This window comes from Burkholderia ambifaria AMMD, assembly GCF_000203915.1.
GTDB lineage: Bacteria > Pseudomonadota > Gammaproteobacteria > Burkholderiales > Burkholderiaceae > Burkholderia > Burkholderia ambifaria.
This window is the reverse complement of the sequence record NC_008391.1, coordinates 56,770-83,134: the sequence shown is the minus strand read 5'-3', so window position 1 is coordinate 83,134 and position 26,365 is coordinate 56,770. Positions and strand designations below refer to the sequence as shown.

General features: G+C 67.6%; 22 protein-coding genes. 9 read left to right on the top strand and 13 right to left on the bottom strand.

Annotated elements, in window-relative coordinates; translation table 11 throughout:
* Positions 1-22 precede the first annotated feature (22 nt).
* From BAMB_RS16610 to BAMB_RS16600, 3 genes are all read right to left on the bottom strand, one after another.
* The gene (locus BAMB_RS16610; protein ID WP_011658335.1) at positions 23-1,057 is read right to left on the bottom strand and encodes a lipase secretion chaperone; all 1,035 of its coding nucleotides are present in this window, start codon (positions 1,055-1,057) and stop codon (positions 23-25) included.
* Positions 1,058-1,060: 3 nt separating this feature from the next.
* Entirely contained in the window at positions 1,061-2,155 is a 1,095-nt protein-coding gene (locus tag BAMB_RS16605) for an esterase/lipase family protein (protein WP_011658334.1), read from the bottom strand.
* Between the two features lie 229 nt (positions 2,156-2,384).
* Positions 2,385-4,448, bottom strand: coding sequence for a TonB-dependent copper receptor (locus tag BAMB_RS16600; protein ID WP_227739366.1), 2,064 nt, complete (start codon positions 4,446-4,448; stop codon positions 2,385-2,387).
* Here BAMB_RS16600 and BAMB_RS36110 point away from each other — a divergent pair.
* On the top strand, positions 4,447-4,581 hold the full coding sequence (locus BAMB_RS36110; RefSeq protein ID WP_265332559.1) for a hypothetical protein: 135 nt from the start codon (positions 4,447-4,449) through the stop codon (positions 4,579-4,581). The genes BAMB_RS16600 and BAMB_RS36110 overlap by 2 nt on opposite strands.
* 16 nt (positions 4,582-4,597) lie before the next feature.
* Here the strand turns inward: BAMB_RS36110 and BAMB_RS16590 are convergent, their stop codons facing one another.
* The gene (locus tag BAMB_RS16590) at positions 4,598-4,966 is read right to left on the bottom strand and encodes a DUF2946 domain-containing protein (protein WP_011658332.1); all 369 of its coding nucleotides are present in this window, start codon (positions 4,964-4,966) and stop codon (positions 4,598-4,600) included.
* Between the two features lie 156 nt (positions 4,967-5,122).
* Entirely contained in the window at positions 5,123-5,659 is a 537-nt protein-coding gene (locus BAMB_RS16585; RefSeq protein ID WP_011658331.1) for a cytochrome b, read from the bottom strand.
* Between the two features lie 231 nt (positions 5,660-5,890).
* Here BAMB_RS16585 and BAMB_RS16580 point away from each other — a divergent pair, with 231 nt between their 5' ends.
* Positions 5,891-6,529 carry a Pr6Pr family membrane protein gene (locus BAMB_RS16580; protein ID WP_041491622.1) on the top strand — a complete coding sequence of 213 codons (639 nt, stop codon included), beginning with the start codon at positions 5,891-5,893 and terminating at the stop codon, positions 6,527-6,529.
* Between the two features lie 48 nt (positions 6,530-6,577).
* On the opposite strand, the gene BAMB_RS16575 is transcribed toward BAMB_RS16580, so the two are convergent.
* Positions 6,578-7,309, bottom strand: coding sequence for a peptidoglycan DD-metalloendopeptidase family protein (locus BAMB_RS16575; protein WP_011658329.1), 732 nt, complete (start codon positions 7,307-7,309; stop codon positions 6,578-6,580).
* 414 nt (positions 7,310-7,723) lie between these two features.
* Between BAMB_RS16575 and BAMB_RS16570 the strand changes: the two genes are divergently transcribed.
* Positions 7,724-8,044 carry a hypothetical protein gene (locus tag BAMB_RS16570; protein WP_011658328.1) on the top strand — a complete coding sequence of 107 codons (321 nt, stop codon included), beginning with the start codon at positions 7,724-7,726 and terminating at the stop codon, positions 8,042-8,044.
* 111 nt (positions 8,045-8,155) lie between these two features.
* On the opposite strand, the gene BAMB_RS16565 is transcribed toward BAMB_RS16570, so the two are convergent.
* From BAMB_RS16565 to BAMB_RS16550, 4 genes are all read right to left on the bottom strand, one after another.
* Positions 8,156-8,500 carry a DUF4148 domain-containing protein gene (locus BAMB_RS16565; RefSeq protein ID WP_006754857.1) on the bottom strand — a complete coding sequence of 115 codons (345 nt, stop codon included), beginning with the start codon at positions 8,498-8,500 and terminating at the stop codon, positions 8,156-8,158.
* 198 nt (positions 8,501-8,698) lie between these two features.
* Positions 8,699-10,111, bottom strand: a complete 1,413-nt coding sequence (gndA, locus tag BAMB_RS16560) for an NADP-dependent phosphogluconate dehydrogenase (RefSeq protein ID WP_006760524.1) — start codon at positions 10,109-10,111, stop codon at positions 8,699-8,701.
* Positions 10,112-10,208: 97 nt separating this feature from the next.
* Positions 10,209-10,850: a DUF938 domain-containing protein gene (locus tag BAMB_RS16555; RefSeq protein ID WP_011658327.1), complete on the bottom strand. Its 642-nt coding sequence runs from the start codon at positions 10,848-10,850 to the stop codon at positions 10,209-10,211.
* The gene (locus BAMB_RS16550; RefSeq protein WP_011658326.1) at positions 10,847-11,743 is read right to left on the bottom strand and encodes an NAD-dependent protein deacetylase; all 897 of its coding nucleotides are present in this window, start codon (positions 11,741-11,743) and stop codon (positions 10,847-10,849) included. The genes BAMB_RS16555 and BAMB_RS16550 overlap by 4 nt, the downstream gene beginning before the upstream one ends.
* A 1,099-nt stretch (positions 11,744-12,842) precedes the next feature.
* On the opposite strand from BAMB_RS16550, the gene BAMB_RS16545 reads away from it, so the two are divergent.
* Both BAMB_RS16545 and BAMB_RS16540 read left to right on the top strand, forming a co-directional pair.
* On the top strand, positions 12,843-13,802 hold the full coding sequence (locus tag BAMB_RS16545) for an LLM class oxidoreductase (protein WP_041491621.1): 960 nt from the start codon (positions 12,843-12,845) through the stop codon (positions 13,800-13,802).
* Between the two features lie 154 nt (positions 13,803-13,956).
* Positions 13,957-16,434, top strand: a complete 2,478-nt coding sequence (locus tag BAMB_RS16540) for a mechanosensitive ion channel domain-containing protein (protein WP_041491420.1) — start codon at positions 13,957-13,959, stop codon at positions 16,432-16,434.
* A 13-nt stretch (positions 16,435-16,447) separates the two neighbouring features.
* Here the strand turns inward: BAMB_RS16540 and BAMB_RS16535 are convergent, their stop codons facing one another.
* Complete coding sequence (locus BAMB_RS16535) at positions 16,448-17,275, bottom strand: CerR family C-terminal domain-containing protein (protein ID WP_011658320.1); 828 nt, start codon at positions 17,273-17,275, stop codon at positions 16,448-16,450.
* Between the two features lie 92 nt (positions 17,276-17,367).
* Here BAMB_RS16535 and BAMB_RS16530 point away from each other — a divergent pair, with 92 nt between their 5' ends.
* The 4 genes from BAMB_RS16530 (at position 17,368) to BAMB_RS16515 (ending at position 24,107) form a co-directional block, all read left to right on the top strand.
* Positions 17,368-18,486, top strand: coding sequence for an HlyD family secretion protein (locus BAMB_RS16530; RefSeq protein WP_011658319.1), 1,119 nt, complete (start codon positions 17,368-17,370; stop codon positions 18,484-18,486).
* Positions 18,479-20,065: a DHA2 family efflux MFS transporter permease subunit gene (locus BAMB_RS16525; RefSeq protein ID WP_011658318.1), complete on the top strand. Its 1,587-nt coding sequence runs from the start codon at positions 18,479-18,481 to the stop codon at positions 20,063-20,065. The genes BAMB_RS16530 and BAMB_RS16525 overlap by 8 nt, the downstream gene beginning before the upstream one ends.
* 13 nt (positions 20,066-20,078) lie before the next feature.
* On the top strand, positions 20,079-21,566 hold the full coding sequence (locus BAMB_RS16520) for an efflux transporter outer membrane subunit (RefSeq protein WP_011658317.1): 1,488 nt from the start codon (positions 20,079-20,081) through the stop codon (positions 21,564-21,566).
* A 705-nt stretch (positions 21,567-22,271) separates the two neighbouring features.
* On the top strand, positions 22,272-24,107 hold the full coding sequence (locus tag BAMB_RS16515) for a S53 family peptidase (protein WP_041491419.1): 1,836 nt from the start codon (positions 22,272-22,274) through the stop codon (positions 24,105-24,107).
* Positions 24,108-24,296: 189 nt separating this feature from the next.
* Here BAMB_RS16515 and BAMB_RS16510 read toward each other — a convergent pair whose 3' ends face one another.
* Positions 24,297-25,919: a sulfatase gene (locus BAMB_RS16510; RefSeq protein WP_011658314.1), complete on the bottom strand. Its 1,623-nt coding sequence runs from the start codon at positions 25,917-25,919 to the stop codon at positions 24,297-24,299.
* A 33-nt stretch (positions 25,920-25,952) separates the two neighbouring features.
* Positions 25,953-26,312: a BON domain-containing protein gene (locus BAMB_RS16505; protein WP_045554954.1), complete on the bottom strand. Its 360-nt coding sequence runs from the start codon at positions 26,310-26,312 to the stop codon at positions 25,953-25,955.
* Positions 26,313-26,365: the final 53 nt, after the last annotated feature.

The window sequence follows — 26,365 nt, the reverse complement described above, 5'->3', positions numbered from 1 at the left end:
CGCGATCACGCGTTATCGTTCGTCATCGCGCAGCCGCCGCGCCGCGGTCGAGCGATGCCGCTCGCACCGCTTCGCCGGGCTTCGTGAACATGCGCTGTCTTAGCGCGGCGATCTGGGCGTCGCGATCCTGCGGCGACAGCCCGGCCGCTTCGATCTGCGCGCGCTGCGCCGCATAGTCGGCGTAGCGGCTCTGCCACGACGCGTCGTCCTGCTGCATCTGCGCGACGCGCGCGGCGGCGTCAGGCCCGAGCGTCTGCGTCAGTTGCGCGCGCATCGCGTCGGGCGTCGCCCCGCTCTTCTGCAATTGCGCGATCTGGTCGATCGCGGCCTGCTGCCGGTCGGCCTTCTGCCGTGCCGCGCGTTCGTCCCCCGGCATCTGCTGCGCGAGCGCCGCGAGCCGCTCCGCCTTCTGCGCCTCCGTCAGCGTGCGGTCCTGCGCAATCTTCAGCCGCGCGAGATCGTAGCGCTGCCGCCACTGCTCGGCGCCGAAGAACGGCTGGCTCCAGTCGCCGAGCGTCCGGTACGCGATCGACACGCGCTGGTCGAGCGCGAGCTGCAGTGCACCGAGATCCGACTTGTCGACCGCGCCGGCGTCCGGCAGCTTCGCGAGCGCGTCGAGATACGCGCGATATCGATGCCAGACGTCGAGCGCCTCGGGCTGCGCCATCGTGCCGTCGAGCTGCGCGGCGATCTCGCGCACGACGAGCGCATCGAGCGCGGTCGCGCTCAGGTCGCTGCGCGCGCTCAGGCAGTAGTCGAAGAAATCGCGGACCGCGCGCGACTTCGCGAGATGGCCGGCGGCATCGAGCGGCAGCCGCGGCGCGCTGGAACCGGCGAGCGGCGACGGCATGCCCGCGCTCGCCGGCCGTGCGGGCGGCGGCGGTGCGGCGCTCGCGCCGTCGCGCGCCGCCGCATCGGCCGACAGGCGCGCCGTGTCGGCGCCGCGATGCGACGCCGCCCCGCTCCAGATCGCGACGCCGGCGATCGCCGCCAGCCCGACCGCACCGTAGACCGCCACGCGCCGCACCCGCGGCGCGCGTCCTTCACGTGCCGTCATCGATCACACGCCCGCGAGCTTCAGCCGGTTCGCATGCGTGCGGATCACCGCGACCGGATCTTCCGCATACGCACCGCGCACGCCGAGCAACTGGTTGATCTCGTCGACATGGTTCCACTTGTAGTTCGTGCTCAGCACCTTCCCGTACAGCGCGCTGCATTTCGACACGAGCCCGTCGTTCTGGCCCGAGGCGCGATTGATCATCACCGTGCCCGTGCCGAGCAACGCAAGCGTCGACAGGTCGAGCGCGTTCGCCGGGTCGACCAGCGGAATCGTGCTGGTGTCGGCCGCGCCCGTGACGCCCAACGCGGAAATAGTCGGCTGGATCGCCGTGCCGGCCCACGAATACAGCAGGTGCGTATTGCCGCCGACGCTCTCCGTCGGCGCACCCGTCTGGCAACTGCCCGGCGCGCCGAGGCCCGCGCTCGGATAGTTCTGGTTGTACGTGGCGGCCTGGGCGGTCGTCAGCGTCTTCAGCGCGGCGAGCGCGTCCTGGTTCGTGTTGTGGCTGCTGCTCGTCAGGATTCCGAACACATTGACGAACGCGGCGATCACCGACGACGACAGCCCGGTCGGATCATAGGCGAGCACGCCCTGCACGAAGTCGGCGAACTCGGAGCCGCGATGCGGCGTGCCGATCGTCGTCACCGACGCAACGAGATCGGGCGCGACGGCCGCCACATAGCGCGACGTGAGGCCGCCCTGGCTGTGACCGACCAGGTTGACCTTCGTCGCACCAGTCGCGGCGAGCACCGTCTTCACGTAAGCGAGCAGCTGTTCGCCGCGTCCGTTCGGGCCGTCGTCATTCTGGAATCCGGACAGGTTGGCGACGTAGACGGTCGCGCCGTGCTGCTGCAGGTCCTCCTGAATGCCATACCAGTACTCGAGCACGCCCGCGTACTTGTCGGTGCCGGTGAGCCCGTGCACGAGAATGATCGGATAACGCGTCGTCGCGTAGTCGTCCGACGGCGCGGTCGCCGCCATCGCCGCATGCGTCGTCGCGAGCGTCATCATCGCGGCCGTCCCCGCGAACGGCGCGACGCTCATCGCGCATGCCACTGCCCCTGCCACCACCCTGGAACGCATCGATCTGGCCATGCTTGTTCTCCTGATTATTGTGCTGCCGGTGCGAATGAGATCGGATCGACGCGCACGGCACGTTGCCGACAGTCGCGGCCATCGTGTGCGTCGAATGCGGGAGTGAATCACGAGTCGCCAACGTTTGCGCCCTGACTAGATACGGTTCTCTAATCGCTTGACGTGCCCCGCCCGTTCGGGCGGGGTCGCGTCGATGCGCGCGCATGCTGCATCGCACACGCGTCGTGCGTCAGAGCTTCGCGCTCACGCGCACCCATGCCGTACGCCCCGGCTCCATCACCGGCGCATTCGCCGGATAGCCGAAGCCCGCATTGCCGGCGAGGTTCAGGTGTTCCGCATACGCCTTGTCCAGCACGTTGTCGACGCCGACCGAAATCTGCACCTTCTTGCTGACGTTGTACTGCGCATGCAGCGACAACACGCCGAATCCGGCGCTCGGACCGAAGTCCTTGCCGACCACGTTGCCCTCGTTCAGCGCATAGCGATGCTGCGGCGCAACGATCCGCCACAAGCCACCGGCCGACCATGCGCCGCGCGTGTATTCGAGCCCAACGCGCGCCTCGAGCGGCGGCATCTGCGGCAACGGATCGCCGCTCGTCGCGTTGCGCCCCCATGCATAAGCAAGCGACGTCTCGACGCGCAGCGGTGCGACCGGCCGCCACGACACGCCGGCTTCGCCACCGAAGATCTGCGCGTTGACGTTGGTCGCCTGCGTGGTCGGGCCCATCATCCCGGCCGCGTAATTGAACAGGATGTAGTCCTGCACATAGCCTGCGTAGGCCGACACCCACGCATCGACCCGCTCGCTCTTGTACTGCGCGCCGATGTCGAGCTGCGTGGTCTTCTCCGGCTGCACCGCCGAGAACGCGTTGACCGAACCGGCCGGCCCGCGCTTCGCGGAGAACAGCTCCCAGTAGTCCGGATAGCGTTCCGCATGACCGACTCCCGCGTACCACGTGACCGGCAGCGACGCGAGATCGCGCTCGTAGCGCACGAAGCCGCTCGGCAGCACGCGCGCGCGATCGTCGTCGAAGGTGGGATTCGGCTTGCTCGCCATCATCCCGCTCGTCGTCGCACGCTTGTCGCGGGCGCTCGCGTAGTCGACCCGCGCGCCGCCGATCACGCGCGCCGCATCGCTCGCGTACCACGTCAGCTCGCCGAACGCGCCCGCATTCCACATCGTCGCCTGCGCATCCCACGGCTGGTCGCCGTAGTTCTGCCGCCCCATCGCCGAGCGCGCGTCGAGCCGGTTCGACTGCGCGTCGACGCCGGTGACAAGCTTGAAGTCGTCGCCGAAACGAAACGTCGCCGCCGCCCGCGCGCCGAGCGTGCGGCGCCGCACTTCGGATGCCATCCGCATCGGCATGCTGCTGGTCGGATCGGGCTGCCGCAGCGTGGTGTTGTCCATCACATGGTCGGCTTCGTTGTAGTACACGCGCGCCTCGATGCGCTCGAGCACGTCGCCGAGATGCCGCTTGTCGAACGACAGGCCGAACGTCTCGCGGCGGAAATGCGCGCCGTCCATCCCGCGCCCCGCATAGCGCGCATAACCGTCACCGGTGCCGGCCGTCAGTTCGACGCGCGTGTGATCGTCGGGCGTCCAGCCGAGCGCCGCATCCGCGTTCCATTTGTCCCATTGCGACGGCACGGTGTTGCCGTTGCCGTCCTGGTAATCCTGCGCGTGCGCGTGGTTCGCGCTCACGCGGCCATAGACGTCCGGCGTGCCGGCCGTCACGTCGACGTTCTGGTCGTTGCGGCCGAACGAGCCGCCGACCACGCTGCCGTCGAAGCGCATGCCGGGGCGCTCGAAACGCGGCGTCACGCGTTCGAACAGCACGGTGCCGGCCGATGCGCCGGGGCCGTACAGCACGGTCTGCGGCCCCTTCACGACCGTGACCTTGTCATAGCTTTCCGGCGCGATATACGAAGTCGGCGCGTCCATCCGGTTCGGACACGCACCGAGCGTCGGCATCCCGTTCGCCAGAATGTTCAGCCGCGAACCGAACATCCCGCGCAGCACGGGGTCGCCGTTCGTCCCGCCGCTGCGGATCGACGTGAAACCGGGAATCGTCTTCAGGTAGTCGGCGCCGTCGCTGGCCGGCAGCGGCTGGCGCGGCGTCTTCGGATCCGTGACGATGACGAGCGGTGTCGTCAGCGGCGACGCGACGACTTCGACGGGGGGCAGCAGTACGGCCGCGTCGTCCGTCGGCGCACCGGCCGCGCGCGCGGCTTCAGCGGCGGCCGCCGCGCTCATCGCGCCGACGGCCAGCGCGGGAATGGTGAGTTTCAGCATGCGCGGCACGCATCGCGCGCGGCAATGGCGCGACGCCCTCGGCGCGCGCAAGGAAGGAATGGTCATGATCGAAAGCCCGAGTGACGCCCTCCACGCGGCCTCGATGGACCGCACGGATGTCGGCGATGAATGAAACGGAAGACAGCGCGTCAGGCGCGCTCGGGCGGTGCGCGTGGATACGCGCGCGGATAGGGGGCGGCACGCGGCGCGACGCCATGCGGCGCGACGGCGGAAACGACCTGGGTGGGGACGAAAGCGAACAATACGGCGGCCGCGCCGCCGATCGCAGGAGTGTGCGCGAAGAAGCCGCAATAGCCGCACGCATCGAGATGGCGCGCGGGATCGTGCGCGTGGCCTGCATCGGGCGCGCGGTGCGCGCCATGCTCGCTACCGCAGACAATCGCGTCGGGTGTTGCCACCCGTGCGAGTCGCCACTGCGACACCAGCGGCGCCGCGATCGCGAGCCAGATCGCGAACACGCCGAGCCAGGCGGTCAGATGACGATGTCGATGCAGCATGCGCGGCGACGCGTAAGCGGAATGTAAAAACAGCCGAGATGTTACCGAAGGTTCGCCGCGAAGGCCAGCCGCACATCGCGGTAAACGAACCGGGGGCACATGGTTGTCAACACAACCATGTGCCCCCGGCTGCCGCGCGGCTTCAGCACGCGGCGATCACGGCGCCATGCGTCGCAGCACGTCGTCGCGCCGCACGAAATGGTGATAAAGCGCGGCCAGCGCATGCAGCCCGATCACGAAGTAGAACGCATTGCCGAGCAGTTCGTGGACCTCCTTGATCGTCGGGCGCAGCGCCTTGTCCGGGCCGAACAGCGTGAACGACACGCCGATCCAGTCGAGCGACACGGGCTTGCCGCCCATGTTGATCATCATGATGCCGAGCAGCGGCTGGGCGATGATGAACAGGTACAGCGCGAAATGCGCGAGCTTCGACAGCCACTTGAGCAGCGGCGCCTGCACGATGGGCTCCGGCACGCGGCTGACCACGCGCCACAACACGCGCAGCACCGAGAGCACGAGCACGGACGTACCCGCGAGCAAGTGCACGTTCATCCAGAACGCGCGACTGTCGCTGCCTTTCGGTCCGCGAATCTCGATGGCGAGGTAGGCCAGCACCACCAGCAGGAAGATGATCCAGTGAAAGAAGATCGCAGGCGAGCTGTAGCGCGTCTGTTTCGCGAGGATGTTTCTCATGCTTGGTCTCGTGTTTCTCGTTTGTATGTGGGGCAGGCAGATGCAGCGCCAGGCGGTACCCGGCGGCTGCACCGATTGTAGCCCCGCGTGCGGCCGCTGTTGCCCGGCCCGATCAAATATCCGAAGAATTCGCGCAGCCACGCGTCACCGCGCCGTCATATGGAAAATCCGCATCGCGCGCGCCGATGGCTGTGGCACGATGAAGCTTTCGTGCGACGTTGCGCGGGCATCATGAGCAAAGCGTTCTTCGTTGCGGCCTACCGGCTGATCGCCGCGTTGCTCGCGGTGTCGACCACGCTGCACAGCGTCGCCGACTACTGGGCCATGCCGACCTTTCATCTCGGCAACTACCTCAGCTACTTCACCCAACTGAGCAGCCTGTATGCGGCGGTCATGCTGATCGCGGGGCTGTCGCGCGTCACGCGCCCCGGCTCGGCCCGCTACGAATCGATGCGCGGCGCCGCCGTGCTCTACATGCTGATCACCGCGATCGTCTACGAGCTGCTGCTCGCCCGGCTCGATGCGCTGCTGCACGTCACACCAGCCCTGAACAACTGGGTCCTGCACCGGATCGTGCCGCTCGTGGTGCTGTGCGACTGGCTGTACGTGGAGCCGCGCTCGCCGATCCCGTGGCGCAGCGCGCTCGCATGGCTCGCCTTTCCGATCGTCTATCTCGGCTATACGCTCGTGCGCGGCTCGGTGGAGAACTGGTATCCCTATCCGTTCGTCGATCCGCGGCCGCACGGCTATCTGCCGGTCGCGATCCAGTGTTCGCTGATCGCGCTCGGCGCGACGGGGCTCGCGGTGGGCATTCGCTGGCTCGGCAATCATGCGAGACAGTCTGACGCCACGGAGCTTAAGGAAGGATGAAGGCGGGAACGTGTGCGCCGCTAGGCGCACACGTCGTGATGCGGCGCGTCAGCCGCCGTTGCGCGGCAGGAAGTTCATCGGATCGACGACCTTGCCGTTCTGCCGGACCTCGAACTCGAACGTCGAGCGGCCGCTCGCGTCGGTGCCCATCTCGGCGATCGGCTGGCCCACGCGCACCGCGTCGCCTTCGTTGACGAGCAGTCTGCCGTTGTGCCCATAGGCCGTGATGAGCCCGTTGTCGTGCTTCAGGATCACGAGCGGGCCGTACGCCTTGACGCCGGAGCCGGCGTAGACCACCCGCCCGTTTGCCGCGGCCCGCACCGAATGGTCGGGGCCCGACGCGGCGATCGTGATGCCGCGCGTCCTGCCGGCCGAGAACGGCGCGGCGACGCTTCCCGTCGCCGGCCATGCCAGCGAACCCGGTTGCGCCGCGGTGGACGGCTGCCCGAGCGACGTCGCGGCAGGCGGCGGCGCGACGCGCAGCACCTGGCCGGGCGACACGGCGTCATTGGGCGACATGCGGTTCCAGCTGGCCAGGTCCTGCACGCGCTGCCCGTAGGCGGCGGCGATGCCGGCGAGCGTGTCGCCCGGATTCACGCGGTAATAGCCGGCGATCACGCCCGGCGTGGCGGCCGACATGGGCGTCGACGGCCGCACCGGCTGCCAGCTGTCGGTCCACGGCGTCATCGTACAGCCCGTCAGCGCGGCGGCCGCGACGATGAGCGCCGCCTGCGGCAACCAGCGCGCGAGCGCCTCGTGGATCGGAATCGTTTCTCTCAAGGGTCCTCCCGGATTTGCGTCGATGCGCCACCCACCGCCCTCCGGCACGCGACGCACGATGTCCGGCCGCACGGCCGGACCAACCAGTATCCGACCGCTGTCGCGGCCGTCAGTTTCCACAGCGGGACGCCGACGCGACGGGGCTCACCGGCCCTCTTTTCGCGCCATTTGCACGTCGTCCCGATCGTGAAAGATACCATTTGTCGCGCTCAGGACCGCGACAGGCGCCCGACCCGGCAACAATCTTGCATCGCCACGGCCACGCGCCGGCGGTCCGCAAGCCGCGCCGCGCGGGCGTCCGGGCGGGTTCCTGCCGGCTGGACCGCGATGGCCGGTCGGCCCCCGCCCCCGTTGCCGGCCACCTCCTATACTCCGAGATGCACCGCACGATCCGCCAATAAAGAGGAGATCAACATGAACAATGCGACGTTTCTGTCCGTGCAGCTCAACGCCGAGGATTTCGCCGGTTCCAGCGGCCTCGTCGAATTGCTCAACCGGCACCTGGTGTTCGCGACGGACGTCGCCGAAGCCGCGGACGCCCTCGTCCAGCTGGCGAGCGTCGCGCACCTGAGCGGCGCGACCCGGCACAGCGTCGAGCTGCCGGTGCTCGCGATCGAGCGGCTGCGCGAGGCGCTCGACACGCTGAGTGGCTACGACGAAGCGTGGCTGCAGGCGCTCGAACCGGCCGAGGCGCTGTTCCGGGACATCGGCCGCGGCCCGCGGCCGCTGCACTGACGCGGCGGACGCCAATGAAAACAGCCCGTCGTTCCGTGATGCGGAACGACGGGCTGCGTGTACTGCTCGGGATCAGCTCAGGCCGCGCATGCGGCCGGTGATCGAAGGCGATTAACGACCCTTGTAGACCGGTGCGCCATCCGACACGCGCTTTACTTGCCAGCCGGTCTTGGCGGCTGCCGGAGCGCCCGACTCTTGCTGGGCGGCCGATTGCGCGCCGTAGCCGCTCGTATCGGCAGCGGCGACGTTTTGCTGCGGGCTCAGACGGGCTTCAGCTGCCTGGATGCCTGCCGGGTAGTCGGTACGGTCGCTGCCCAGCTTGTAGCCGGCCTGTTGCAGCTCGGCCAGCTCGGCCTTGACCTGCGCACGGGTGACGGGCGCGTTCTGTTGGGCAAACGACACGGCGGGAACGGCGAGGACAGCAGCTGCAGCGAACGTTGCGATCAGCGATTTCATGATTACCTCCGGTATTTTTTGCTTCGCCGCACACACCATGTCTGCAGCGATTGATCAAAGTTTAGTCCGGAGATCACCTAGGGAAAACCATGAAAGAACGAAAACACTGTTTCCGCGGAGCCAACAATTCCGGGATCCGGGAACGAAAAACCCTACTCAAAGAATAGAATTTCGCAACAATACCGTCCTCGCAGCCCGTTACGACCAGTTCGCGTGGAAGCTGCCCGGCTTGTCGGTGCGCTCGAACGTGTGCGCGCCGAAGAAGTCTCGCTGCGCCTGCACAAGGTTCGCCGGCAGCCGCTCGGAGCGGTAGCTGTCGAAGTACGCGACCGCCGACGCGAACGCCGGCACCGGCACGCCGGCCTTCACCGCGGCCACCACGACGTCGCGCAGCGACGCCTGGTAGTTCGCGGCGATGTCCTTGAAGTACGGGTCGAGCAGCAGGTTCGCGAGCGCCGGATCCTTCGCGTACGCGTCCGTGATCTTCTGCAGGAAGCGCGCGCGGATGATGCAGCCCGCGCGGAAGATCTTCGCGATCGTCCCGAGGTCGAGGCTCCAGCCGTACTCTTCGGACGCCGTGCGCAGCTGCGCGAAGCCCTGCGCGTACGAGATCACCTTGCTCAGGTACAGCGCGCGGCGCACCGCTTCGATGAACGCCGCACGATCGCCGTCGAACGGTGCTGCGGCCGGGCCCGACAGGATCTTGCTGGCCGCGACACGCTCCGTCTTCAGCGACGACAGCACGCGTGCGAACACCGACTCGGTGATGAGCGGCAGCGGCACGCCCAGATCCAGCGCGTTCTGGCTCGTCCACTTGCCGGTGCCCTTCTGCGCGGCGCGATCGAGGATCACGTCGACGAGGTGCTTGCCGGTTGCGTCGTCCTTCTTGCCGAAGATCTTCGACGTGATCTCGATCAGATAGCTGTCGAGCTCGCCCTGGTTCCACTCGGTGTACACCGCGCCGAGTTCGTCGTTGGTCAGGCCCGCGACGTCCTTCAGCACCGCATAGCTCTCGGCGATCAGCTGCATGTCGCCGTATTCGATCCCGTTGTGGACCATCTTCACGTAGTGGCCCGCACCGTCCGGGCCCATGTACGCGACGCACGGCTCGCCGTCCGACGGCGCCTTCGCGGCGATCTGCTTGAGGATCGGCTCGACCAGGTCGTAAGCGTCGCGCTGGCCGCCGGGCATGATCGACGGGCCGCGCAGCGCGCCCTCTTCGCCGCCCGACACGCCGGTGCCGATGAAGTGCAGGCCCGATTGCGCGAGTTCCTGGTTGCGGCGGATCGTGTCGGTGAAATGCGTATTGCCGCCGTCGATCAGCACGTCGCCCTTCTCGAGCAGCGGCTTGAGCGAGGCGATCGTTGCATCGGTCGCTTCGCCGGCCTTCACCATCATCAGGATCCGGCGCGGCGTTTCGAGCGACGCGACGAACTCCTCGAGCGTATAGGTCGGTACCAGATTGCGACCGGGGAATTCGGCGATCAGTTCGTCGGTTTTCGCGCGGCTGCGGTTGTACACCGACACCGCATGACCGCGGCTCTCGATATTGAGTGCGAGATTGCGGCCCATCACCGCGAGTCCGATCACACCGATGGCTTGTTTGCCCATTATTCAATTCTCCGGAAAAAACGGGGCGCGACCCGAACCGGGCCGCGCGCACAGGCGAAAGGATAGTGGAAACCCGGCCGCGATGCGCGCCGGCGTGTCATTGCTCCGCGTGCGGCAGCCGGCGGAACACGACACTCAGGTTGTTCGCCGGCATCTCGATGACCTCGGTGCAGTCGAGCCCGCGATCGAGGCCGAGCGCCACGACCGCCTCGAGATCGCGCACGCCCCACGACGGGTCGCGGCTGCGCAACTGTTGGTCGAAGGCTGCGTTGGACGGCGCCGTGTGCCGGCCTTCGCGGCGATACGGGCCGTACAGGAACAGCACGCCGCCGGGGCGCAGCGCGCGCGACGCGCCGTCGAACAACGCGTCGGTGCACGCCCACGGCGAGATATGAATCATGTTGATGCAGACGATCGCGTCGAGCGCCGCGGCCGGCCACGACGCATCGCGCACGTCGAACGCCAGCGGCTCGGCCAGGTTCGCGAGGCCCGCATGCGCGACCCACGCGGCGATCGAGCGGCGCGCGTGCGCGTCGGGATCGCTCGGCTGCCAGCGCAACCCCGGCAGCGCCTGCGCGAAATGGACCGCATGCTGCCCGGTGCCGCTCGCGATTTCGAGCACACTGCCGCTCGCCGGCAGCACGCGGCGCAGCACGTCGAGGATCGGCCCGCGATTGCGCTCGGCGGCCGGCGCCGACAGCCGCGCGGACGGATCGGGCGAAGACGTCGGCCCGGTCACGATGCGTGCTCCGGTGCACCGCCGCACACGCCCAGCCGCGCATTCAGCGCGTCGAGCGCGGGCGCGCATCGCGCCTCGACCTTCAGCGTCAGCATCGGATCGGCGCGCGTGCGGCCGAGGTTCAGCGCGGCGACGAGCTTGTTCCGCGCCTGCGCCCACACGCAGAACCGATAGCCGGAATACACCATCAGCGACGAGCCGACGACGAGCAGCGCATCGGCCGCATCGAGCGCCTGCGACGCCAGCGCGACGCGCTCGCGCGGCACGTTCTCGCCGAAGAACACCACCGCCGGCTTCAGCAACCCGCCGCAGGCCGGGCAGGCCGGAATGCGGAACGTGTCGAGCGCGGCCCATTCGAGGTGCGCGTCGCCGTCGGCGGCGGGCTCCGCCTGCGCGCCCAGCAGTTCCGGGTTGTCCGTTTCGAGCACGGTCTGGATCGTCGCGCGCGCGTGATGCGCGCCGCAATCGAGGCACGTGACATGGTTGATGCCGCCGTGCAGTTCGATCACGTCGCCGCTGCCCGCGCGCTGGTGCAAGCCGTCGACGTTCTGCGTGACGAGGCGCTCGATCCGGCCCGCGCCGCCGAGCCGCGCGAGCGCGACGTGCGAGCGGTTCGGCTGCGCGCGCCCGACCACCGGCCAGCCGATCATGCTGCGCGCCCAGTAGCGTCGGCGCGCCGTGTCGGAACCGAGGAATTCGTGCAGCTGGATCGGCGGGGAGCGCATCCATTGACCGTTGTGGTCGCGATAGCCGGGAATGCCGGAATCCGTGCTGATGCCCGCACCTGTCAGCACGAGCAGCCGCGGATGGCGCTCGACGAACGTGTGCAGCGCATCGAGCGCAGCCGGATCGACGCTGGCGGATGAGGGGTCGTGCAAGGTGGTGTCGTTCATGTTGGCGGCGCGTGTTCGGGTGCGGCGGCAGATCGTGCACCGCACGGGCGGCCAGCGCGCCAGCACATGATACAGAACGCCGCGCGATCGGGCCGGCGGTCCGCGCGCGAGACCGGCGCGCAAAAAAAGACGCCCATCGACCACATGGTGACGGGCGCTTCAACAATTGATCCATCGGGGTAGTGGATCAACTGACAGCACAATGTCATCGGATCCGCCGCGGCACGGCCGGCGGACCTTCCCCCGGAACTACACCTTCTATTTCCTGTTTGGTGCGCGGATCGCCGCGCTGGACCGCATGCGGCACGCAGGCGCAAGCGTCGGGCGCGGTGCGCCCGCGTTTCGCGCGTCGGCATGATGATCCGGAAGTCATGGTCGCCATCTGCATGCACCGGCGGTTCATCCCCGACGACCGACCGGCAATCGTCGGCCTCGCGCGTCACGCGTGCACGTCGTCGTTCAGAACGAATCCGGTGGGTTCGGATGGAATGGAAGGCCGCGCGCTCACGTCGCCGCAATCAACGGCGACGCGAAGTCACGGGCAGGTCGGCGATTCATGTTTGCAACACGGCGCGTTGCGATTCGGTCTGTTTTCATTCTGTTGTCCCCGTCTTCTGTACGTCCGACCCACTGAAGCGATCGCCCGGCCCCTGCTGCACCCGCGATCGCGCTCACGGCAAATACAGATATGCAAGGAGCGCACCATGCTTCACTGCGCAAGGCTGCGCGGGCCGATGAAATGACCCCGATGCAAATCGCGCGGCAATGGCAATGCGTGAATGTTTCGAAAGTGAAACGACGGGAAACGGCCCGGGAGAGCGACGGCGAAGTTGCAGGGGTGGGGACGCATGCGCCTGCCGTACGCTCGCGCCCGCACGATGCCGACGGTCTGCTTACAATCGCCCGACGTTGGCCGCGTTCATCGCGCGGCGGTTGGTCGCCGGCACCGGACCCGGCGTCGCGGCACGTGGCGGAGCGCCTCGGTCTCGCGCCGCAGGGCACGACGCTGCAGATCGACGCGTCGCGAACATCGCGAACACGTTAGCATTCGGACACCGTACGGCACGCGAGCGCGTCGCCCCGTCTTCAAAGAATGGACATGCCCCTGCCCGCCTTCGACCGCGCCGACGTCGCGCATCGCGTCTTCTCGGCCGAGCGACTGTCGATCGGCCTGACGTTGCCGCTGCTGCGCAGCGGTCACACCGTCGCGGATTTCAACGAGCAGCTCGAACTCGCGGCGCTCGCCGATTCGCTCGGCTTTCGCGCGCTGTGGATTCGCGACGTGCCGCTGAACAGCGCCGACTATCCCGACCCGGTGGGGCATCTCGATCCGTGGGTGCTGCTCGGCGCGCTCGCGGCGCGCACGCGCCGGATCGTGCTGGCGAGCGGCGCGATCGTGCTGCCGCTGCGTCATCCGCTGCATGTCGCGAAGGGCGCGCTGTCGGTCGCGACGCTGTCCGGCGGACGCTTCATCCTCGGTCTCGGCTCCGGCGACCGGCCGCCGGAATATGCGGCGTTCGGCGTCGACGCGCAAACGCGGCGCGACCGGTATCGCCGGCATTGGGACATCGTCGCGGCCGCGCTCGCCGTGCCGTCCCGCGTGGTGCCCGACGAAACGCCGCCCGACGCACCCGAGTTCACGCTGCTGCCGCGCGGCGACGACGCGGTGCCGATGCTCGCGGTCGGCTCCGGCGGACAAAGCGTCGACTGGATCGCACGGAACGCGATTGGCTGGATGACCTACCACCGCGATCCGGACACGCAGCGGGCGCGCCATTCGATGTGGCGCGCGGCGGTCGAGCGGCTCGCCCAACCGGCCTTTCGCGCGTTCGGCGTGTCGATGCGGCTCGATCTCGATGCGAATCGCGATGCACCGGCCATCGCGCTGTCGCTCGGTTACGCAACCGGACGCAACGCGCTGATCGGCATTCTCCGCGACATGCGCGCGGCCGGCACGCACCATGTCACGCTGAATCCCGGCTCGGACCGGCCCGTGCGCGAGGTCATCGAAGAAATCGCCGAGTACGTGCTGCCGGTCTTTCACGATGAGCCAGGCTGATTCGTCAGGAATCCGCATCCAGCATGCCCGATGCGGTATGCCCGAATCGAATATTCATCGACGGAACTATTCGGCGGCGCGCGCGATCATGTTAACTTCCGTCCATCGTCCAGACCGGCGGGCCACGCTTCGACGCGCGCCCGCACGCCTACTCATGCGACATTTCCTGCTCGGCTGGCTGCTCGCCGCCGTCGTCTCGGCCGCCCACGCGGCCGCTCCCGCCCATGCCGCCGCATCGGCCGCCTCCGGCGCCGTGCCCGCGCTGACGCCGCAACAGGCGCAGCAGGCGCTCTCCGTCCTGCAGAATCCGCGCGAGCGCGAACAGGTCGAAACCACGTTGCGCGCGATCGCGGCTGTCGGCGTACTGAGCACGCCCGCGCTGCCGGCGAGCGGCGCCGTGCCGGCCAGCGCGGCATCGGCTGCCGCCACCCCCGCCGCGCTGACGACGAACGGGCTCGCGTCGCTGGTCGTCCGGCAGGGATCGCGCTGGGCCGCCCAAATCGGCGGCGCGCTGCGCGAATCGCTAAGCTCGCTGCTCGACGTTGGCTCGGTGGGTAACTGGTGGCACGAGCGGCTGGTCCGCCCCGACGCACGGGCGGACCTCACGCGCGCGATCGGGATCATCCTCGCCGTGCTCGTGCCGGCGTTCGTCATCGAATGGTTCGCAAGGCGGCTGCTGCGGCGCGCGCTGGCGGCCCTGAGCGCGCGTCGCGCCGAATCGTCGCGCGTGGCCGAAGACGAGCCAGCCGGGCCAGCCGAACCCGCCGGGTCCGAGCCGCCCGGCCCGGACGACCACACACCGCCAGCCTCGACGATCGACGCCGCCGCCCGGGCGGACGGCACCGGCAGGCCCGATACGTCGTCGCAAGGCCGCGGCCATGCGCGGCGCAACACCACGCTGCTGCGCCGGATGCCGCGCGCGCTGATCAGCCTCGCGCTGCGGGTCGTGCCGCTGCTGGTGTTCGTCGGCGTCGCGAGCCTGACGATGTCGCTGCTCGACGACGCCGGCACGCCGACCGAAATCGCACTCGAATCGCTGATCGACATCTACGTGATCTGCCGCCTCGTGACGATCGTCAGCCGGCTGTTCTTCCAGCCCGATGCGCCGCAGCTGCGGCTGCTGCACATCAGCGATGCCTGGGCCGCGTTCGCGCAGCGCTCGATCGCGCGGATCGCGATCGTCCTCGGCGCCTGCACCTCCGCGGTCGAACTCGCCGGAAGCTTCGGCCTCAGCGACGCCGGTCACGTCGCGCTGCTTAAAGCCGTCGCGCTCGTCGGCCACCTGATGATCTCGGCGCTGATCCTGCGGTGCCGCCAGCCGGTCGCCGCGCGCATCCGCGCGGCCGGCGACGAGCGGCCGGCCTTCGCGGTGATCAGCAATGCGCTCGCCGACGCGTGGGCACCCGTGTCGGTGTTCGTCGTGATGGCGTTGTGGTTCGTGTGGGCGCTCGACGTCCACAACGGCTACCGCGTGCTGATCACGCTCGGCGGCCGCTCGATCGCCGTGATGGTCGGCATGCGCATCGTGTCGATCGTCGTGTTCGGCGCGCTCGCGCGGCTGTTCCAGCGCCGCGACGACGATCGCACGCTCGTCCACCTGCACGCGTACCGCTACTATCCGCTGATGCGCCAGATCGTGTCGGCGGTGATCGCCGTCGTGACCGTCGTGCTGTTGCTGCAGACCTGGGGCGTGCCGATCTTCCATGCGTTCGGGACCGGCACGATCGGCCATCGGCTCGCATCGGCGCTGATCACGATCGCGATCGCGGCCGTCGTCGCGCTGCTCGTATGGGAAGCCGCGAACATCGCGATCGAGCGGCGCCTGCAGCTATGGACGCGCGAAGGCAACCTCGTGCGCGCGGCGCGGTTGCGCACGCTGCTGCCGATGCTGCGCTCGCTGCTGTTCATCCTGATCGCGCTTGTCGTCGTGCTGACGGGCCTCAGCGAAATCGGCGTGAACATCGGCCCGCTGCTCGCCGGTGCCAGCATCTTCGGCGTCGCGCTCGGCTTCGGCTCGCAGAAGCTCGTGCAGGATTTCATCACCGGGATCTTCCTGCTGATGGAGAACGCGATGCAGGTGGGCGACTGGGTCACGCTCGCCGGCGTGTCGGGCACGGTCGAATACCTGTCGATCCGCACCGTGCGGCTGCGCGGGGGCGACGGGTCGCTGTACACGATTCCGTTCAGCTCGGTGACGACCGTCAACAACACGAACCGCGGCCTCGGCAACGCGGCCGTCAAGGTCAGCATCGCCTACGGCCAGGACATCGATCTCGCGATCGCGACGCTGAAAGAGATTGGCGCCGCGCTGCGCGACGACCCGAACTACAAGGACGGCATCCTGTCGGATTTCAGCTACTGGGGCATCGACCAGGTCGACGGCGCGATGATCGCGCTGGCAGGCCAGATCCAGTGCAAGGACTCGGCACGCTGGGGCGTGCAGCGCGAGTTCAACCGGCGGATCGCGGTGATGTTCCGCGAACGCGGGATCCGGATCGCGAATCCGCAGCGCAGCCTCGTCGCGTATGACGAAGGTTCGCGACCCGTGGGCCCCGAATACGATGGCGATGCCGCCGACATGCCTGCCGCCGACACGCATCCCGCGCCGCCGCCGGAGCGCAAGCCGAACTGATCGCGCGTGCCGTTCAGCGTGCCGCCGGCTTCTTCGCGCGCGGCACGCGCTTCGCGGCGGCGGTCGATGCAGCAGGCTTCGCCGCGCGTTTCACGCCCGCACCGCGCCGTAAGGCGACCGGCGCTTCGTCGACAATGGCACCGCGCTGCGCATGCCAGTGTTCGAGCAGCACGCGCGTCTGATCGGCGATCGTCCCCATCAGCAGCGCACCGCCTTCACCGTCGAACCCGTCCCAGTCGAGCAACTGCAGTGCCGAGCGCTGCACGAGGTGGAACACCGTCAACTGCCCGAACAGGCTCATCGTGCGCAACCGCGTGACGGGGTCGTCGGCCGGCCGCCCGGAGATCCGGCCGACCAGTTCGGCGCTCACGTCGTTCAACGGTTTGCGCACGCGCTTCATCAGAATGTCGGTCGCGCCTGCCGGCTCCTGCCCGACCTGCTCGCGCGCGAAGAACATCCGTTGCCCCAGCGTCTTCGGCACCGTGAAGATCCGGTCGGCCAGCGTGCGCAGGATGACGATGAACGCGTCGATCAGCGCGTCGACGTCCGCCTCCGCGTCGAGCGCCGCACGCGCATGCTCGACCGCCGGCCCGAGCACGCTCCAGCCGATCTCGGCAATCGCCTCGACGCACGCGCGGTACACGCCTTCCTTGTTCTCGAAGTAGTACTGGAGCGCCGGCGCGTTCACGCCGGCCTTCGCTGCGATGTCGCGCGTCGACGCGCCCGCGAATCCGTGTTCGCCGAACAGCTCGATCGCCGCATCGATGATTCGCCGACGCGTCTCGTCGCCGCGCGCGTAGCCGCCCGTCGACGTACGGCGCAGCTTCTTCGCTTCGTTCATGCCTTCCTCGTCACTCGATCGAGCCACATTCTACTTGACAGATTTTTACCGACTGGAATAATTCGTCCGCCTGGAATAAATTGGATGACCTCATGTCGACGTCGCACCCCCCGTCACTGAAAGAAAATCGTCAGGGAACCGCATCGCCACGCAACGTCGGTTCGAGGCGGCGGCGCATCCTGACCGCCGTCGCCGTGGTCGCGGCCATCGGCGGCGCCGTGGCGCTGGGCCGCTGGTGGACGGTCGGCCGCTTCATCGAAAGCACCGACGACGCCTATCTGCAGGCCGACAACATGACGGCCGCGCCGAAGGTCGCCGGTTACGTGACCGACGTCTACGTGCGCGACAACCAGGTGGTCAAGGCCGGCGACCCGCTCGTGCGGCTCGACGTCCGCCAGTACCAGGTGGCGCTCGCGCAGTCGACCGCGACCGTCGACGCGCGCCGCGCCGACATCGCGCGCGCGGAAGCCGACATCAGCCAGCAGCGCGCGAACCTCGAGCAGGCCGAAGCGCAGGCGAAGGTATCGCAGATCAACGCACGGCACTCGAGCGACGAATACGCACGCTACGCGCCGCTCGCGGCGACCGGCGCCGAGACGCACGAGCGCGTGGCCGACCTGAAGAGCACGCGCGACCAGGCCGCCGCGACGCTCGCCGCGAACACTGCGTCGATCGCCGCCGCCCGCACGCAGATCGCGTCGTTTACCGCGCAGCTGCAGCAGGCGCGCGCGCAGCTCGAAGCCGCGCAGGCCAGCGCCGCGCAGGCACGGCTCGACCTCGACAACACGATCGTGCGCAGCACGCTCGACGGCCGCGTCGGCGACCGCACGGTGCGCGTCGGCCAGTACGTGCAGCCCGGCACGCGCCTGCTGACCGTCGTGCCGGTGAACGCGATCTACCTCGTCGCGAACTTCAAGGAAACGCAGATCGGCCGGATGCGTATCGGCCAGCCCGTCGAGCTGCACGTCGACGCGCTGCCGGACGACACGCTCAGCGGCACCGTCGACAGCTTCGCACCGGGCACCGGCGCGCAATTCGCGCTGCTGCCGCCCGAAAACGCGACCGGCAACTTCACGAAGATCGTGCAGCGCGTGCCGGTGCGCATCCGCCTCGCCGCGAACGCGCGCGCGCCACGCATGCTGGTGCCGGGGCTGTCCGTGACCGTCGACGTCGACACCCGCCCGGACGGCAACGAGAAACGCCATGGCTGATACCGCCGCCACCCCGCCCGCGCCGCCGCACGAAGGCCGCGCGAGCGTCACCGACTGGATCGCGGTCGCCGCCGGCGCGCTGGGCGCGCTGATGGCGACGCTCGACATCTCGATCACGAACTCCGCGCTGCCGCAGATCCAGGGCGAAATCGGCGCGACCGGCACCGAGGGCACGTGGATCTCGACCGGCTACCTGATGTCGGAAATCGTGATGATCCCGCTCGCCGCATGGCTCACGCGCGTGTTCGGGCTGCGCAACTTCCTGCTGACGAATGCCGCGCTGTTCATCGCGTTCTCGATGATGTGCGGCTGGTCGAATTCGCTCGCGATGATGATCGCCGGACGCATCGGCCAGGGCTTCACGGGCGGTGCGCTGATCCCCACCGCGCAAACCATCATCCGCACGCGGCTGCCGCTGTCGCAGCTGCCGGTCGGGATGACGCTGTTCGGGCTGATCGTGCTGCTCGGCCCGCTGTTCGGCCCCGTGCTCGGCGGCTGGCTGGCGGAGAACGTCAGCTGGAGCTGGTGCTTCTTCCTGAACCTGCCGGTGTGCCTGCTGCTGATGGCGCTGCTGGTGTTCGGGCTGCCTTCCGACCGTCCGCAATGGAACACGTTCTTCAACGCCGACTGGCTCGGGATCGCGGGCCTCGCGATCGGGCTGAGCTCGCTGACCGTCGTGCTCGAGGAAGGCCAGCGCGAACGCTGGTTCGAGTCGCAGATGATCGTCACGCTCAGCTGCGTGTCGCTTGCCGGCATGATCCTGATCGCGTTGTCGCAGCGGTTCGCGCAGCGGCCGATCATGCGCCTGTCGCTGATGCGCAATCCGCGCTATGCGAGCGTGATCGTGATCGTGTCCGCCGTGGGCGCCGGGCTGTACGGCGTGTCGTACCTGCTGCCGCAGTTCCTCGCGATCGTCGCGGGCTACAACGCCGAGCAGGCGGGCGCGATCATGCTGCTGTCGGGCCTGCCCGCGTTTCTCGTGATGCCGATCCTGCCGCGCCTGCTCGGCAAGGTCGACTTCCGCGTTCTCGTGATCTCGGGGCTGCTGCTGTTCTGCCTGAGCTGCATGCTCGACATCGGCCTGACCGCGCAGAGCGTCGGCCATGATTTCGTGTGGTCGCAGCTGATTCGCGGCGTCGCGCAGATGCTCGCGATGATGCCGCTGAACCAGGCGTCGATGGCCGCCGTCGCGCGCGAGGACTCGGGCGACGCAGCCGGGCTCTACAACATGGCGCGCAACCTCGGCGGCTCGATCGGGCTCGCGATCATCGGCACCGTGATCGACCGGCGCACGACCTTCCATGCGGCCGCGCTGCGCGAATCGGTCAGCGCCAATTCGCTGATCGGGCAGGAACGGTTGTCGGCGTACGCGGCGAACTGGTTCGCGAACACCGGCGACCTCGCGTATTCGCATCTGCGCGCGCTCGGTCAGCTCGCGCAGCAGATCCAGATCCAGGCCATCGTGATGACCTATTCCGAAACCTTCTACCTGCTGGGTCTCGCGCTGCTCGCGTGCGTGCCGCTCGCGCTGCTGCTGAAGACGCCGCGCGGTCCGCAGCCGATGTCGTCCGGCCATTGAACCGTCTTACACGATGAAGCCCTTCTCCCTGCCCCGCCGCCCTGCGCTCACGCTGTGCGCAGCCGCTTGCCTGCTCGCCGGCTGTACCGTCGGCCCCGACTACCGCGGCGCACCCGCGGCCCCCGACGCGCCGACCTTCGTGCGTGCGCCCGCCACCGGCGTCGACTCCACCGCCCCCGCGCCGAGTGCGTGGTGGCATGCGCTCGGCGATCGCCAGCTCGACGACCTGATCGCCGCCGCGCTCGCGCACAACCCCGATCTGCAAGCCGCGCAGGCCCGGTTGCGCGCGTCGCGCGCGCAGCTGTCGCAACAGCGCGCCGCGCAGCTGCCGAAATCGTCGGCCACAGTCGCCGCGATCCGCGCGCGCGAACCGGACGTCAGCGCGCTCGGCTCGATGCTGCCGTCCGGCAACTCGAACCAGTCGGGCGGTTCATCGCCGTCGCTGGGCGGCTCAGGCCCGCTGCAGCTCTATTCGGCCGGCTTCGACGCGACCTGGGAAATCGACCTGTTCGGCGGCACGCGTCGCGCGGTCGAAGCCGCGTCCGCGCAGGCGGAAGCCGTCGACGCCGACCTCGCCGACACGCAGGTGTCGATCGCGGCCGAAGTGGCGACCGCGTACGTCGACCTGCGCGACCAGCAGCAACGGCTCGCGCTGTCGCAGCGCACGGCCGAACTGCAACAGCAGATGCTCGAACTCACGCAGCAGCGCCGCGCGCGCGGCGTCGCGGCCGATGTGGACATCGAACGCCTGACGACGCAGGTCGAAAACACGCGCGCGTCGTTGATCCCGCTCGATGCGCAGGTGACGGAGTCGCTCGACCGGCTCGCGATCCTGACCGGACGCGCGCCCGGTGCGCTCGATGCCGCGCTGTCGGCATCGGGCACGCCATTGCCGACGCTACCCGGCAGCGTGCCGGTCGGCGATCCGGCCGCGCTGCTCAAGCAGCGCCCCGACATCCGCGCGGCCGAGCGTCGGCTCGCGTCGAGCAATGCGCAGGTCGGCGAGCACATCGCCGACTATTTCCCGAAGGTGACGCTGCTCGGCGATCTCGGCTTCAGCGCGACGGACCCCGGCCATTTGTTCCGCAAGCAGAACTTCACGTGGATCGGCGCACCGTACCTGCAATGGAACATTCTCGACTTCGGCCGCACGCGCGGCGCGATACGGGCGGCCGAAGCGTCGCGCGACGAAGCGGAGGCGAATTACCAGAAAGCGGTGCTCGGCGCATTGCAGGACGCGAACACGGCGCTGCAGCGCTACGGACACCAGCGCGAACATGTGATCGCGCTCGCCAAGGTGCAGACGTCGGCCACGCATTCGGCCACGTTGATGGACCAGCGCTATCGCGCGGGCGTCGCATCGACGATCGATCTGCTCGATACGCAGCGCGAGGCGCTCGCCGCGCAGCAGAACGTGATCGCTGGAAAGGCCGAACTCGTCAAGGATTACGTGTCGCTGCAGAAGAGCCTCGGGCTCGGGTGGCAGACGAACGCGGGGTGACATGCGCCGGGCGCTCGCCCGGCAAAGTTCGTTGATGGCGCCGGCATCGACGATTCGAATGTTTCTTCCACAACGGTTCGCCCATTACGATTCGAACCGCGAATGATCGGGCCGATGAAGTTGCGATTACAACCAAATCGGATTTCGAAAATTACAAAATACCCCCGATCTTTTCAAAAGCATTTCAGCTTAATTCATTTAATTTTGTTTCATATAATCAGAAAAAGTTTGACACCCAACTTTCGTTCTTGATACCGTCCGATGCAAGCAATCTGACACATTGCAAACCACGCAATCGATTCCGCTCGACGCATTTCGCTTCCGCCGCACCGAAGTTCTCGCCGCCGACCGCGTCTCATCCGTCGGCGCATGCAACATCCCGATGCAATTCATTGGGCAGCTGCCGTCCGGCAGCGGGCCGAAGGACCGAACCGAATGAGCAGAACACCGAAGCTGTTGCTCTAGCCATCCCGCCTGCATCAAGCCTGCTCGCGCGGCCGACGCGCAACGCGGCGCAGCGCCACCACTACCTGGCATTCAAGCATTTCGCTCCCGGAGGTCACCACCTTTCCGGCTCGGGCGAAAGGCCCCGTCGCGTCCGCGCCATCCGCGCGAGCGCGGCGGATATCGGCGGCACACGATCCGAGCCGCCGTCGACTGTTGTTGTTCATGCCGTTCGATGTTCAACCGGAGGGGTAATTCAAAATGAATCAGGTTGCAGACAAGAAACAAAAGCACATCCGCATCGTCAAGCTCGCGTTCGCCGCCGCGGCAGCCGCTTCGTTCGGCATGACGGCCGTCCATGCCGCACCGGCCGCCGGCTGGACGGAAACGCGCACCAAGGGATTCCTGCCGCTCGTCCAGCAGGGTGAAAGCAGCAGTACCACCGGTGAACCGGCGGCCAGCACCGCCGCCGCTGCGGCAACTGCCACCGAGATGGCGCCCGGCGAATCGGTGGACATCGTGCTCGGGCTGAACCTGCGCAACGAAGCACAACTCGATCAATACCTGCGCGACCTGCATACGCCCGGCTCGCCGCACTACAAGCAGTTCCTCACGCCGGCGCAGTTCGCCGCGCAGTACGCGCCGACCGACCAGCAAGTCGCCTCCGTCGTCGAGCACCTGCGCAAGGCCGGCTTCGTCAACGTCGTGGTCGCGCCGAACCGCCTGCTCGTGTCCGCATCCGGCACCGCGGCAACGATCAAGTCGGCGTTCCGCACGACGCTCAAGCGCTTCACGCACAACGGCCGCAGCGTCTACGCGAACACCGACGCGGCGCAGGTGCCGAACGCGATCGGCGGCATCGTCGGCGCCGTGCTTGGCCTCCAGAACGTCGAGCTCATGCATACCGGCGCGGGCAGCAAGCCGCAAGGCAACACCAGCAACCTGACGATTCCCGCCGGCGCATCCGCGGTGCCTCACAACCCGACCGAATTCTCGTCGCTTTATGGCGGCGACGGTACGCCGACGGCCTCGCAGACCACGGTCGGCATCATCTCCGAAGGCGACCTGTCGCAGACGGTCAGCGACCTCAACACGTTCGCCGCGAACAACGGCCTCGGCACGATCAGTAGCAGCGTCGTTCACACAGGGCCCTCAGGCAGTTCGTACACCGATACATCCGGCACCGTCGAATGGAACCTCGACAGCCAGTCGATCGTCGGCACTGCCGGCGGCAGCGTGAAACAGGTCTTGTTCTACGTGGCGCCGTCGATGACGCTCACGGCGATCACCGCCGCGTACAACAAGGCGGTGAGCGACAACGTCGCGAAGGTCATCAACGTGTCGCTCGGCGTGTGCGAATCGTCCGCGTACAGCACCGGCTCCCAGGCGACCGACGACACCATCTTCAAGCAGGCCGTCGCGCAGGGGCAGACCTTTTCGGTGTCGGCCGGCGACCACGGCGCATACGAATGCGCGAGCGGCAAGCCATCGCGCTCGACCTACACGGTGAGCGAACCCGCGACGTCGCCTTACGTGATCGCAGTGGGCGGCACGACGCTGTTCACCAATACGTCGACCAACGCGTACAACAGCGAAATCGTGTGGAACGATCCGAGCTGGCAGTCAGGCACCGTGTGGTCGACGGGCGGCGGCTACAGCAAGTATGAAGCCGCGCCGTCGTGGCAATCGTCGAGCGTCACCGGGTCGACCAAGCGCGCGCTGCCGGACGTCGGCTTCGACGCCGACCTGCGCACCGGCGCGATCCTGGTGGTGAACGGCCAGACGTCCGACACGCTGTGGGGCTCGGGCTACCTGAACAACGAAGGCGGCACGAGCCTCGCCGCGCCGATCTTCACCGGCATCTGGGCGCGGCTGCAATCGGCAAACAACAACGCGCTCGGCTTCCCGGCGTCGAGCATCTACAAGTACTTTCCGAGCAACGCGGCCGTGCTCCACGACGTGACGTCCGGCAACAACGGCAGCGGGACGTACGGCTACAACGCAAAGGCCGGCTGGGACGCGACGACGGGCTTCGGCAGCGTGAACATCTCGAAGCTGAACACGTTCATCCAGAGCACGTCGGATTTCGCGCGCTGATGGCCGGATGACGCGCGAGGTTCCGCGCCTGTCGGCGGAGCCTGGCGCTGCCCCGCGAAAAGACAAAACCCGCGAAGGCCGTGAAGCCCTCGCGGGTTTTTCCCATTCCACGCCGGGCCGCGACAGACGACCGTGCGTTGCGCGCTGCCGCCGCACTTTCTTGCGGACGGCAAAGCCTTTATATACGGCTCAATGGTCCGGCGATGCTTCGGCGCGAACGCGCCGGCCCTCCACTTCAGCGCGCATCGCTTGCGCACGCGTGGCCAGATGCAGACGTAGCGCCTCCGATCGATCCGCGTGGGCACGGGCAAGCAGTTGATCGTGGTCGATCGGGCCCGCGGCCGGCAAACCCAAACGTTCATACTGCTCGGCCGGTGCGTCGCTGGCACGCATCAGATCCCGGGCGAGTGTCGCCATGCGCTGCTCCACGGCGGCGTCGTACAACGGTTGCGCCTGTCCGGGATCCGTCTGCAAGTCGAACAGCAGCGTTCCGGCACGATACGAATATCCAATGGGCCGGCTCGCGATCTTCATCATGCTCACGCCCTGTGAAAACGGAAACGGCGGTGCCAACTCGATATCCTGCAGTTCGTCGACGCTGAACATCTCGCGCATGTGCGTGGGCATCAACGTGTATTCATACACCGGCACGTTGCGGTCCGGGTCGGGCCCTGACCGCATATATACGTAACGCCCGTCCGTCACGTTGACGTGTTCGCCATGCATGCCGAACAGCGCCGCCTCCCGAACCGGCAGATCCTCGTCGACGGTTTTCGCGAGCGCCACGCCCTGCATGCGCGGCGTCGCTTGCACGCCGAAGAAATCGAGCAGCGTCGGCGCGATGTCGATCATCTGCACGAGCGACTGGCGCCGAACGCCCGCACGGCGGGAACGCGGGTCCCAGATGAAAAGCGGCGTATGCGCGAGCTCGTCGAACCAGGGTTGCGCCGTCTTGGCCCACCAACCGTGTTCTCCGAGCATATAGCCATGATCCGTGCATACGATGAGCATCGTGTCCTGCCACAGATTCAGTTCATCCATCAGGTCGAGAATCCGCCCCAACGAGTGATCGCACATGGATACAAGCGCGGCATATTCGGATCGCGCGTGCCGAATGTCGTCGTCGGTTTCGTTGCCGGATACCGGACCGTATGGTGGCCAGTCGAAATGCGCGTCCGTATTCGTTCGAGGATAGAGATCGCGATACTTCGGATAACTGGTGAATGGTTCATGTGGATCGAAAGTCTCGATCTGAAGCAACCACGAATCCGCATCGTGATTTTCCCGGATGAACGCCTCGCCTGCGTCGAACGTCAGCGTTTGCGGATGGAGATCTTCGGTCGGATAGTACTGGCGGTTGACGAAGTCTTGTCGCGCGGCCTTCTCGTTCAGCGCCCCCTTGAGCCGTGCCGGAATCGGCGGCTGCCGGATTTGCCCCTTCCACGGGTCGCCCTCCTGCCCGCGAAAGAACTCCCAACTGCTGTACCGCGTGTGATAAGTCGCACCGCCATCTTCCCAATAGTGCGGATGATCGCTGGCCAGATGCGTGTGGATGCCCTCGCGTCGAAGCATGTTCGGCATCGAATCGTCGAACGGCTCGAGCGGCCCCCAGCTTCGATGCAGGAAGTTGTAGCGCCCCGTATGCAATTCCCTGCGGGCGGGGATGCACGCCATGCTGCCGATATAGCAGTTGTCGAACGTCGCACTCCGCTCGGCAAGCCGCTGGAAATTCGGCGCCTTGACCCACTCGTTGCCATAAGGCGGGAGCATGTGCCGATTGAGGCTGTCGTACATCACAAGAATTGCTTTCATGATTCGCTCATTTCACTCCAGAATTAATGCTCATCAGTTTCGTGTACGGATACGAAGCTGGTTGCGCACCTCGCCGACGCCCGGCACGCGCTGCGCGGTAGCGATAGCCAACGCGCTCTGTTCCGAATCCGCTACATCGCCGGAAAGCGTCACGACATCGCCGCGCACGAAGATCAGCAAGCGACTCGCATCGAGTCGCTTCGCTCGCCCGAGCGCACGCGCAACGCGCTTCCTCAACTGGCGATCCGCCGCCTTTTGCGCCTTGGTGGGCGCCGCCGCGGGCATTGAAGAAAGCGCTGGTTCCGCCTGCCGCTCCTGCGCCGCCGCGCTCGCGGCCAGCACCGTCAGTGCCGTTGCCACAGCTGCCCGGCACACCATCACTCGAACATGCATACATCCTCCCCGTCGAATCGATGCGCCGATCGTGCTTCGTGTTCGAGCACGAC

Bases quoted from the DNA above. Each gene is read 5' to 3' on its own strand.
- BAMB_RS16610 (WP_011658335.1), bottom strand. From the start codon at position 1,057: ATGACGGCACGTGAAGGACGCGCGCCGCGGGTGCGGCGCGTGGCGGTC.
- BAMB_RS16605 (WP_011658334.1), bottom strand. From the start codon at position 2,155: ATGGCCAGATCGATGCGTTCCAGGGTGGTGGCAGGGGCAGTGGCATGC.
- BAMB_RS36110 (WP_265332559.1), top strand. From the start codon at position 4,447: ATGCGCGGCACGCATCGCGCGCGGCAATGGCGCGACGCCCTCGGCGCG.
- BAMB_RS16600 (WP_227739366.1), bottom strand. From the start codon at position 4,448: ATGCTGAAACTCACCATTCCCGCGCTGGCCGTCGGCGCGATGAGCGCG.
- BAMB_RS16590 (WP_011658332.1), bottom strand. From the start codon at position 4,966: ATGCTGCATCGACATCGTCATCTGACCGCCTGGCTCGGCGTGTTCGCG.
- BAMB_RS16585 (WP_011658331.1), bottom strand. From the start codon at position 5,659: ATGAGAAACATCCTCGCGAAACAGACGCGCTACAGCTCGCCTGCGATC.
- BAMB_RS16580 (WP_041491622.1), top strand. From the start codon at position 5,891: ATGAGCAAAGCGTTCTTCGTTGCGGCCTACCGGCTGATCGCCGCGTTG.
- BAMB_RS16570 (WP_011658328.1), top strand. From the start codon at position 7,724: ATGAACAATGCGACGTTTCTGTCCGTGCAGCTCAACGCCGAGGATTTC.
- BAMB_RS16565 (WP_006754857.1), bottom strand. From the start codon at position 8,500: ATGAAATCGCTGATCGCAACGTTCGCTGCAGCTGCTGTCCTCGCCGTT.
- gndA (WP_006760524.1), bottom strand. From the start codon at position 10,111: ATGGGCAAACAAGCCATCGGTGTGATCGGACTCGCGGTGATGGGCCGC.
- BAMB_RS16550 (WP_011658326.1), bottom strand. From the start codon at position 11,743: ATGAACGACACCACCTTGCACGACCCCTCATCCGCCAGCGTCGATCCG.
- BAMB_RS16545 (WP_041491621.1), top strand. From the start codon at position 12,843: ATGCCCCTGCCCGCCTTCGACCGCGCCGACGTCGCGCATCGCGTCTTC.
- BAMB_RS16540 (WP_041491420.1), top strand. From the start codon at position 13,957: ATGCGACATTTCCTGCTCGGCTGGCTGCTCGCCGCCGTCGTCTCGGCC.
- BAMB_RS16535 (WP_011658320.1), bottom strand. From the start codon at position 17,275: ATGAACGAAGCGAAGAAGCTGCGCCGTACGTCGACGGGCGGCTACGCG.
- BAMB_RS16530 (WP_011658319.1), top strand. From the start codon at position 17,368: ATGTCGACGTCGCACCCCCCGTCACTGAAAGAAAATCGTCAGGGAACC.
- BAMB_RS16525 (WP_011658318.1), top strand. From the start codon at position 18,479: ATGGCTGATACCGCCGCCACCCCGCCCGCGCCGCCGCACGAAGGCCGC.
- BAMB_RS16520 (WP_011658317.1), top strand. From the start codon at position 20,079: ATGAAGCCCTTCTCCCTGCCCCGCCGCCCTGCGCTCACGCTGTGCGCA.
- BAMB_RS16515 (WP_041491419.1), top strand. From the start codon at position 22,272: ATGAATCAGGTTGCAGACAAGAAACAAAAGCACATCCGCATCGTCAAG.
- BAMB_RS16510 (WP_011658314.1), bottom strand. From the start codon at position 25,919: ATGAAAGCAATTCTTGTGATGTACGACAGCCTCAATCGGCACATGCTC.
- BAMB_RS16505 (WP_045554954.1), bottom strand. From the start codon at position 26,312: ATGCATGTTCGAGTGATGGTGTGCCGGGCAGCTGTGGCAACGGCACTG.